We start from the raw sequence: 9161 nt of genomic DNA, 5'->3' as shown, positions 1-9161 counted from the left end.
TTTGCTTACAGCTTCCTTCAGATTCCACCTCACGATGGACACCCTTGCTGTTCGGCTATACACTTCCTCGTTGCCTAGGCGTGTTCGGGACTTTCACCCGTTAGAGCGCGCCCATGGCGCGCAAACAAAAAGAGCGGCATATTTCAGCCGCTCAACACAGATACTCTATACTTTTGACAATTTCCTGTCCTCCAACATCCGAAGCACGGGCTGTGCGCCTTTTCTTGTATCCTCTATGATTTCTTTCGGAGACATTTTTACGTGGCGCAGGGAATTATACTCCCGTATTTTACGGATATCCTCAACTGTAAATTTTTCACTGACTTCAGGTTTCATCTTCTTCATCTCCTTCCAGCAATACAGACGGCGGATAAATTAAAAGGTCCTTGTATCCTTCCAGCGTAGTAATGGTTTTCACACCCCTGACCGTTTTTACATTGACGATGTGTTTAAAATTCCAGGATATGACAATATCGCAGCCTGCCAGAATTGCCGCCGCAATGTGATGGCAGTCATCAAAACTTTTTTGTTTCAGAATACCAAAGTCAATAAATTTTTCAGCCAGTGACACGGTTTCTTCATCGGTCTGGATAAGCTCGTAATCAATCTGCTCAAGATAATCCAGAAGCCGGTTTAACTTTTCAGGCCTGCATCCGCCAATCTCATCAAATACAATATCCGACAGGCATACATCGTAACGCTCCTGCCGGAAAAGCTCCCATAGTGACAGGGTGTCCTGCATTTTTTCCGGCGCATCCTCCTGATACAGATAGCTGACCACGGAGGTATCCAGATAAACCTTCAGTTTTCGCATATGCTCCCTCCTCCACAACGTTTTATATATTAAAACTATACCACACAGTGCGGTTTTAGTCATTAAATTTTCTGATGGACAGAATCAGAATACCGAATCGCTTTATCTTTAGCTTTAGCTTTGGCGTTTTTGATATTTGTATGCGTTCTCAAAATTAATTGCGCCATTAATGCGTTTGACCTCATCCACACATTTCAAATGCAGCTTGTGGAGAGCTTCCTCACCAACTTCGTGGGTGTAAGCGATGACCTGTGACAGCTTACTAAGCTCCACAGCGATTTTAAAATCCATCCGGGCAATCCGGTTCTCGCTGTCCTGCACTGTTCCTGCCATGACAGAGGACAGTGATTGCAGCAGATAGTTTTCACTCTGCTGCGATGTGAGATAACCGCAGTAAAACCGCAGTGCCTCACCCACAAACTCGTTCCGTGAACGCACATTGGCCTTTAGCAGCAGACTGTCGCACCAGTCCAGGGTTTCCTGCTCCACATAAATCCCAATGCGCCGCATGGAAGGCTTTTCTCCTGTCATCTTGACCTCCTTCCTCGTAATAGTTTCGTTGTTCACAGAAAATGCCTGACAATCGGACTTTTATTCGCTGTCTGGCATAAGGATTTACCCAACTTAACAAAAAGGTATTCAAACATCTTCCTCCGCACGGCTTTGCCGGGCGGTGTTTTCCGGGGTTAGGCTGCGAAAGCAGCATAACCCCTTTAACCTGCACACATTTCGACCCTGCTAAAACCACCGGAAATCCAGCCGCAGCAAGGCTTTTCAGCCTTTTTTCGGAGAGCAGCCACACGCGCCCCAACGCTGGCGAAACCAGCCGCAGGGGTACATGGATGCCACCCTGCCCGGAAAAAGCCCACACGGGGCGTCACAGGGGCGGACACGGGGGAGTTGCTGGCTTTTTATCCGATGCACTTATCCGATCCCTCCGGCGCAGCAGTATCAGCCGGAAGGGGTGCAGGTCTGGCCGGTCTCCGAGGACGGTCTTTTGCTTCAGCATCGCGGCTCACCTTGTCATCGATGTACTCACGGGTGGCCTGTGGCACATACTTTTCATAGAGCTTCTGAATGGTATCGTTCAGCTCGCCCTGCAGGTCGGCATCCTTTTTGCCCATGTGGAAGGTCAGCGCATCCAGCTTTTCGGTGTTAAACGACAGGGTCAGCGTGGTATTCTTCATCGGAAAATCCTCCTTTTCACAGCTTCATATCGGGTGACTGCGCCGGGACTTCTTCCGTCTGTGCCACCCACTTTTCATAGCTTTCTTCAGAACAGTAACCCGCCAGCATGGTGGAGAAGTCCTGCAGACGGGAAGGCTTCACGCCCTTCAGTTCCACCTGCAGCCCGTAGGCTCCCCCATAAATCCGGCACACCTTTGCCTCCAGCACATCGGCCCATGCCTGCTTCCCGGCATCAGTCAGAGTGTTCGCAGACAGCTCCACAATGGTGGCCGGGTCGATGTCCACCTCCTTATGGACGAGGTGAACATCAGCCAGCGGCGTACAGATCAGTTCACGGAGCTTCTGCCGGGAGACGTCTGTCTGCACAGCCTCCGTTTCCGGTTCAAAGTTCCGGCAGAAATCGAGATAACAGGTCACATCAAAGCCATTTTCATCAATAGACAGATCCGCTGCCTCCGGACGTTCGCACAGCATATTTCTGATGAGCTGCTGAAAAAATGACGCATCCTCCACACACAATCCGCTCTGTTGTTCCAGTCCATCAAAGGGCAGTATCCAGTTTCCGCTTGTAGTATTTTCGGTACCGTCCTGTATGATAAACTCCACGGCCTTGCGGGCCTGCCGCTCCAGTTCCTCCAGCGTAATGTACCGCTGGCCGCTGGCGGCGGCCAGTTGCTCCGGCGTATCGCTCTGGTAGTATTCCTCCAGTTCATAGCCTGCTTCTTTAATCTCGGCGTTGGTCATGCCTACACAGTTATGCAGACAATCGTATAAGCCGGGGCCACTTTCAATCTGGCTGATAGAGCCGAGCGCCTGATAGAGCAGGGTTTCTTTTCTTTTTTCTGTCATTGATCCGCCTCCTTATATCTTCATTTCTATGGGAACAGCAACAGCCGCCGTCATACTGCGGCGGTCTGCCACTGGTTCAATCTCTTATAACAGACTTTTAAACAGCTTTATGCCGTCTTTGAAACCCGCCAGATAGACATTGGTGCATTCGTCCTCTGATGCCAGGATACCATCGGCCAGATAATTATCCAGATATTCCCGATCTGCATCCGGCAGGGAATTCAGGATGGCATCCATCCGTTCCATATGGGCCGCTTCTTTTTTCTGCCAGTTCTCAGACTGTCCTTTTGCAAAGGCTTCCCGTATGACCCGGATATGCTCCGCCAGAAGCTCTGCCGCCATCTCCTCCAGTTGATCCATCGCTTTCACCTCCTTCCGCGACAGAACATACTACACACACCGTGTAAAGTCGATACCACAATGTACCAAAGATCAGCCTGCAGGCAGTCTGCCCACGGCATAGAAATGTTCAGTCCAGTAAGCGGAATTGATATCTGCGTAGCCTATGGGATTGCCCGCGTGAAGCATCTGCCCGCCCCCGACATAGATCCCAACGTGGCTCACCGGTCCCGGAGAGGCATAGGTGCGGGTAAAAAAGAGCAGATCTCCCGGCTGCATTTCTGCTTTCGGCACAAGGGAGCACTGGTCATAGATGCCGGTCGCTGTGGTGCGCGGCAGGCTGTAAACGCCGGAATGCGTATAAACCCAGCACACATAGCCGGAACAGTCAAACGAGGTGGATGGGCTGGAGCCGCCCCACACATAGGGGGACCCGATATACTTTGTGGCCTCCGCCATCAGCGCCGCGAAGCTGCCATCCCCCATAGAAACGCCGGGCGGCAGGCCGTTCCCTCCGCCCGGAACAGCGGCTGGGCCGTACAGCGCCAGCAGATAGATCCGGTTCGCATTGGATTTATTCTCTGCGGTGATCGTCCTCCCAAGCACGGAGGAAAGGTTCCCGTACACCGTTTCAAGGTCTGTGATGGGAATGGCCACGGTATAGGTTTCGCCGTCCTCATCCTCCCGTTCCTCGTAGGCCACGAAGCAGTCGGCGAACCGGCGATAGTCCCCATCGTTCATCCGGGGCTGATCCGCGCCGAAGAACAGAGAATAAAAAATGGATTTTATCCGGTAGGCGTCCACCTCTCCATCTTCGGCCATACCATTCATTTCAGCAATAGCCGCATCCAGTTCGGCGAAGCTCTCCCGCATCTTTTCGATGTACATCCGGTAGTCGGCGGGGAGCCGGGAAGATAAATAGCCGCCGTTGAATGTCAAATCCACGGCGGCATTGTTGTGGTCTGCTGTGCCGGACAGGGCGCTCAAAAGAACCACAAGGATTAATATAAACGGGATCAGGATGGCGGCTACTACTGAAGCGATGGCCGTCCATGAGCGTTTATCCGTTGCCGCGGCAAGGGCGGCTTTCACCGCCAGCACGGCGGCGGGTGCTCCCATAGGCGTTCCTCCTTTCGGGCGCTTAAAGTAAGCCCCCGGAAAAGAGGCTTATTTCCGCGCCGGTTCTGTTTTCTTTTCTCTGATGATTTCCAGTGTTACCGGGTGGATGATGGCCATCTCCCTGCCCAATTCTCTGGCATAGCGGACGGTCTGCCCGGTTCCGCCGCGGGCCGCGCCGTCCCATACCGCCAGCACATGGCCGCTTTTTTCCACCATATAGCGGTTCCGTCTTTTCATGCAGTCCCTGCTGTATGTCCCTTGAAGCTGGCTTGCCGTATCACTCCGGACGATGATATCAAAGTACCGGTCACGCTGGGGAATCGTCCATTTCGCCGCCTGTTCCTCATAAGGAATGGCGCATTCCAGCGTCACCTGCGGATAGGTTTCTTTTAGTTCCAGCACCAGTTCCGCACAGATCTGGTCGATTCCCAGCGCCATCCCGGTAATAAACCGGGTGACTCCTTCCTCAACAATCAAACGCACAATTTCCTGCCGGAGCAGTTCTTTCAGCCGCAGGCAGTCCGGATGCTGTTCCTCATATCGAAACGGAAGCCGCTCCGGGCGATGCCCGGTAAAACAACAAGCCGTCTGTATCTCCATCGTTTCTTTTCTCCTTTGTCCTCTTTTGATGATACTAATTATACTTGATTAAGGTTATTTTTCAACCTGTATCAATGATGTTTATATTCCATCGAGTAGGATAAACTATCCCTATAGAGGATGAAGGGCGGTGATGGTTTGAAGAAACAGCTTAACGTAGAGATTGGAGGCAGGATCAGGAAATGCCGTGAAACCCTTGGATATTCCCGCGAAGCGCTTGCGGAAAAAGCGGAGCTTGCCAGTTCTTTTATTGGGACGATTGAACTTGGCAGCGGCAGCTTCACAGCGGAATCCCTCATCAAACTTTGCAGGGCGTTGGGGACGTCCGCCGATTACATCCTGTTTGGCATAGAAGAGCAGGGGAACCTGACAGCAATCAACGCCATGCTTTCCGGTCTTTCTCCGGAATACATTCCCCATGTAGAGGAACTGCTGGCCGCCTATGTGAAATCCATACAGTTGTCCAACCGGTAAGCCGTATCTGAAAAAGATGCGGTTTTTTATTTTATCTGATCCCAGCCGCCCATGTTAAACAGTGACTGCTGGCTGCCTTCGTCATGCTGCGGCCCCTGTCCAAATGTCAGGTCATAGGCTTTGTTGATGGCATCCTCCAATACCTGCGTATCAAAGCCCGCCGATTCATAGCCCTGCCAGATCACATCGGCATAATAATCCGAGGGGATGCCAAACTCATGGCCGGGTGTCATGATGTACACCATCGCGGATACCGTCCTGCCATCCAGTTCCACATCCATCATCTGCTTGTCATAAAAGTTGGGATAGCCCTCATAGCGGTCGAGGGATGCCTCGTCCTGCTTCCGGATTTTCCAGAGAAGCACGGGGACGGAGCTGCCCTCCTTGGGTTCCACCGTGGCGACCGCGCCCCGGCGGCCTCCACGGAACAGCAGCTCATAATCCTTCAGTTCACTCTTGCCCACCACCTCGGCGGTGGGGCAGCGCAGTGCCATCTGCGGCAGATTCAGGTTACTGCCATAGGCAATATAAAGCGTGGGTTTTCTTCCCATGATTTCCTCCTTCTCAATGCTTCATGCGGATTTACATCCGCATGACAAAGGCCGGGGCTTCTTCGGAAACCCCGGCCTGTTCTGTCTGTCCGGTTGTCTGTTCCTGCGGGGCGGCTTCTGCGGCGGTTTGCGCCAGCCGCGCCTGCTCCCGTTCCTTTTCTCTTTTCTGCCTTAACCGCTCCTTCTGTGCTTCCGCCTGCGCCGGGTCGCGCCATGCGATGCATCCGGGCAGGTTGGCCAGCAGATGCTGGCGGGCGGTGGCAAATTCATCGCCGTTTAGACCCAGCCGCAGCAGCCATGTGCGGAAGGTATATTTTTCATTGGTGGTCTGGGTTTTCCTCCGGCTGGCGCAGCTCTGGTTCAGCGCCTGCGCCCCAATGGCGAGGCAGAACTGGATGTACGCCTTAATCTTGCCCGCGTGGAGCGTACCGTTGAACAGACGAAACTCCACCGTACCTTTCTGGAAGACAGAGTGCAGGTTCAGGCAGTGGTAGCGACTGCTGTCATAATGTTCATCACTGCGGCTCTCCCCGTCATACCAGATCCGCTCCACATCCTGCATGGTTCTCGGCCTGCGGGCGTTTAACTGGTCAAGGAACCGCTGCTCCACCGGCTGGCACCAGCGGTCCTGACGAGCCACGGAAACGCCCAGCGCCTTATAGATCAGATCCTCCTTGGAGGCCATGATGTTCGTGATGTTGCGCAGCGTCCGGGCGTCAAAGGGGGAGGCATCGATATGCACATGGATGCCGCAGCTTGTGTTGGTGATGGCTCCGGCCTCTTTCAGCTTGCGGATAATCTCCTGAATCGGCGCGATATCCTCATACCGGCAAATCGGGCTGACCATCTCGGTTCGGTATTCGCCGCTGGCGGCAACCTTGCGGCTTCCGTCCTTCCGTTGTGCGGAAATGCTGGAATCGCTCATAAATTTCCATTGGCGTCCCTGGCTGTCCAGAGCGGTGTAAGTGTCATAATAAGTTCCAAGATAACGCGCGGCAGTCCCAAAATATTCAGCGGCAACCCCGGCCGCCCGCTCCCTTGTGATGCCGGTCATCTCAATCTCAATGCCGAAGCGTTGGTCTTTTAAATCCATGCACAGTCGCCTCCCTCCTTATCTGCCGCCCGCCTTACCGAACAGCTTCGCCTTATATTCTGGGGCGTTCACCATCAGGTTGTAGCGTTCGTTGCCGCATTTGTAGAGGCACACGCCGCGCTGGGGATAGCGAATCAGGCTGTACTCGCTGTCCTCAAGCTGCAGGGTGTCCGTGTAAAACTTCGCGTCAATGTTGCCCGCGTTGAACAGGAACTGGTGCGTGGGGATGGAGAACAGGGGCTTGGTGTACTCCCGGACGCCGTCCAGATTAAAGTCCTCCAGATTCTGGCTGGCGATAATGACCGCCGAGTCCTTCTTGCGGACACGCTTCATGAAGTTGCGGACATATTCCACGGCAGTCAGGTTGGAGAGGAACAGATAAAATTCATCCAGGCTGGCTGCGGTGTTCCCTTCGGTTAAAAGTTCATCGCTCATGAAGGACAGCACGTTAAACAGCAGGGCATTTTTCAGGCTTTTGCTGGCCTGCAGCAGCCCCTTTACGCCAAAGGTCACAAAGCTGGAATCCGTGATGTTGGTATGGCCGTTAAAGAATTTACTCTCCGCGCCCACGCACATGGAGTTTAAGCCCAGCAGGATGTTCTGTAGCATTTCGGCGGTATAAAGCTGGCGCTTATCCTCGTCAAATGCCTTATACTCGGCTTCTATGAAAGCGTACAGATCGGACAGGATCGGGTAATCCTCCGGCTCCAGCCGGTCGAAGTCGCTCCGGTCGCTGACGCCCCATTTGGCGTACAGCTTCTGGAGCATGATTTCAATCACATCGATCTCCCGGTCGGTGAAATCCTTATAGGTGCGGAAAAAATCCTTCAAAAAACTGATGTGCTGGGAGAGCCGGGAACGGATACGGAAGGTCTGGGGAGCGTCTAAATCCTCCGGGCTGCCGGAGTCATCCCATGTTTTCGGCTCTAAAGGGTTGATGAGATATTCGCCGCCCATCAGGTCGATGAAGCAGCCTCCAAGGTTGTCCGTCAGATCCTCGTACTCCATTTCGGGGTCTAAGCAAAGGATTTTCATCCCGGATTCCCGCAGGTTGGTCAGCAGGAGCTTTAGCAGATAGCTCTTGCCCTGGCCGCTGTTGCCGAGGATCAGGATATTGGCGTTGGTCTTGTCATCGGCACGGCGGTTAAAGTCCACCAGCACGTTGCTGCCGAATTTGTCCCGCCCGATATAAAACCCTTGTGGGTCGGTCTTGCCGCTGTAATTGAACGGATACAGATTTGCCACACTGCTGGCAGGCAGGACGCGCTCAAACTGATCCCGGAACAGGTTCCATCCGGTAGGCATCACGCACTGGAAGCCCTGCTGCTGGCGCAGCATGAGCCGGTCAACATTTAACTTGGAGCGGATCAGCTCCGTCAGCACCTCGGTCTGCAGGAGTTTAAGCTGATCGAAGTCATGGGCGCACAGCTCCAGATAAACCGCCGCGTGTAGCAGCGGCTCCCGGTTCCGGTGCATCTGCGCCACAATGGTGGTCACGTCCTGCAGATTGGATTCCGCCAGTACCGTCTGCTGCAGGTCGTTGGTGTTGCTCCTGTCCATGCGGTTTTTATTGGCGGCGTTGCTGATGATTTTCTTTTCCTCCACCGGGGTGACATGGCGGGTGTAGATCCGCAGGGTGACGCCGTCTTTTTCCCCAAGGTGGGAGAGGATGGCCTGCTCATCGGTGGCGGTCGGATATTCCCGCAATGCCCAAACGCAGCGGTACGTGTTGCCGCAGATGAAATGGTCGGTTTCAAACTTGATGACGGAGGGCGCGATCATGTCCAGAAACTCCTGGATACGCACATCCTCCGCAGCCGCCGCAGGGGCGGATTTTGCTCTTTTCAAATGGATACCTCCTTCTTTCGGGCAAAAAGAAAGCACCGGAACCTGATGTGTCCGATGCCTGCTTGTGATTATTCTGTTTCTTTTTCTGTATTTTCCCTCTGGCGCTCGTCCGCGAGGATTGCTTTTATTTCCTCCCGCGTCAGGGTACTGCCGGACAATGCCAGAGAATCATAGGTAAACTGATTCTCAAATTCCTGCTCCATATGCGCCAGCAGTTCCTTCGGCATTGCGGCTTTTCTCTGCTGCAGCAATGTTTTTTTACGCTGCAGTTCCTTATAATCCATAG

Annotated in this window: 13 protein-coding genes; 1 reads left to right on the top strand and 12 read right to left on the bottom strand. The window is 53.4% G+C overall.

Annotation, left to right across the window (positions count from 1 at the left end; translation table 11 throughout):
- Positions 1 to 165 precede the first annotated feature (165 nt).
- The 8 genes from ACLTD4_RS00915 to ACLTD4_RS00880 form a co-directional block, all read right to left on the bottom strand.
- A complete protein-coding gene (locus ACLTD4_RS00915; protein WP_302820120.1) occupies positions 166 to 336 on the bottom strand; it encodes a hypothetical protein in 171 nt (56 codons plus the stop codon).
- Complete coding sequence (locus ACLTD4_RS00910; protein ID WP_302820121.1) at positions 326 to 814, bottom strand: PIN domain-containing protein; 489 nt, start codon at positions 812 to 814, stop codon at positions 326 to 328. The genes ACLTD4_RS00915 and ACLTD4_RS00910 overlap by 11 nt, the downstream gene beginning before the upstream one ends.
- Positions 815 to 928: 114 nt before the next feature.
- Positions 929 to 1345 carry a hypothetical protein gene (locus ACLTD4_RS00905; RefSeq protein WP_289582761.1) on the bottom strand — a complete coding sequence of 139 codons (417 nt, stop codon included), beginning with the start codon at positions 1343 to 1345 and terminating at the stop codon, positions 929 to 931.
- A 380-nt stretch (positions 1346 to 1725) separates the two neighbouring features.
- Positions 1726 to 2001 carry a DUF6103 family protein gene (locus tag ACLTD4_RS00900; protein WP_302820122.1) on the bottom strand — a complete coding sequence of 92 codons (276 nt, stop codon included), beginning with the start codon at positions 1999 to 2001 and terminating at the stop codon, positions 1726 to 1728.
- A gap of 16 nt (positions 2002 to 2017) precedes the next feature.
- The gene (locus ACLTD4_RS00895; RefSeq protein ID WP_302820123.1) at positions 2018 to 2851 is read right to left on the bottom strand and encodes a hypothetical protein; all 834 of its coding nucleotides are present in this window, start codon (positions 2849 to 2851) and stop codon (positions 2018 to 2020) included.
- Between the two features lie 84 nt (positions 2852 to 2935).
- Positions 2936 to 3211, bottom strand: a complete 276-nt coding sequence (locus ACLTD4_RS00890; RefSeq protein WP_302820124.1) for a hypothetical protein — start codon at positions 3209 to 3211, stop codon at positions 2936 to 2938.
- 72 nt (positions 3212 to 3283) lie between these two features.
- Entirely contained in the window at positions 3284 to 4309 is a 1026-nt protein-coding gene (locus tag ACLTD4_RS00885; protein ID WP_302820125.1) for a C40 family peptidase, read from the bottom strand.
- A gap of 48 nt (positions 4310 to 4357) precedes the next feature.
- Positions 4358 to 4909 (bottom strand): SLOG family protein, encoded by a 552-nt coding sequence (locus tag ACLTD4_RS00880; protein WP_302820126.1) that lies wholly within the window; start codon positions 4907 to 4909, stop codon positions 4358 to 4360.
- Positions 4910 to 5047: 138 nt separating this feature from the next.
- Here ACLTD4_RS00880 and ACLTD4_RS00875 point away from each other — a divergent pair, with 138 nt between their 5' ends.
- A complete protein-coding gene (locus ACLTD4_RS00875; protein WP_302820127.1) occupies positions 5048 to 5383 on the top strand; it encodes a helix-turn-helix domain-containing protein in 336 nt (111 codons plus the stop codon).
- Between the two features lie 26 nt (positions 5384 to 5409).
- On the opposite strand, the gene ACLTD4_RS00870 is transcribed toward ACLTD4_RS00875, so the two are convergent.
- From ACLTD4_RS00870 to ACLTD4_RS00855, 4 genes are all read right to left on the bottom strand, one after another.
- Positions 5410 to 5934 (bottom strand): gamma-glutamylcyclotransferase family protein, encoded by a 525-nt coding sequence (locus ACLTD4_RS00870; RefSeq protein WP_302820128.1) that lies wholly within the window; start codon positions 5932 to 5934, stop codon positions 5410 to 5412.
- Between the two features lie 31 nt (positions 5935 to 5965).
- A complete protein-coding gene (locus ACLTD4_RS00865; protein WP_302820129.1) occupies positions 5966 to 7027 on the bottom strand; it encodes an amidoligase family protein in 1062 nt (353 codons plus the stop codon).
- A gap of 18 nt (positions 7028 to 7045) precedes the next feature.
- Entirely contained in the window at positions 7046 to 8875 is a 1830-nt protein-coding gene (locus ACLTD4_RS00860; protein ID WP_302820130.1) for a VirB4 family type IV secretion system protein, read from the bottom strand.
- Positions 8876 to 8943: 68 nt separating this feature from the next.
- Positions 8944 to 9159 (bottom strand): hypothetical protein, encoded by a 216-nt coding sequence (locus ACLTD4_RS00855; protein ID WP_302820131.1) that lies wholly within the window; start codon positions 9157 to 9159, stop codon positions 8944 to 8946.
- Positions 9160 to 9161 lie beyond the last annotated feature (2 nt).

It is taken from the genome of Hungatella sp., from assembly GCF_046966825.1.
The sequence above is the reverse complement of the archived record's forward strand: the minus strand, read 5'-3'. Positions and strand labels throughout refer to the sequence as shown.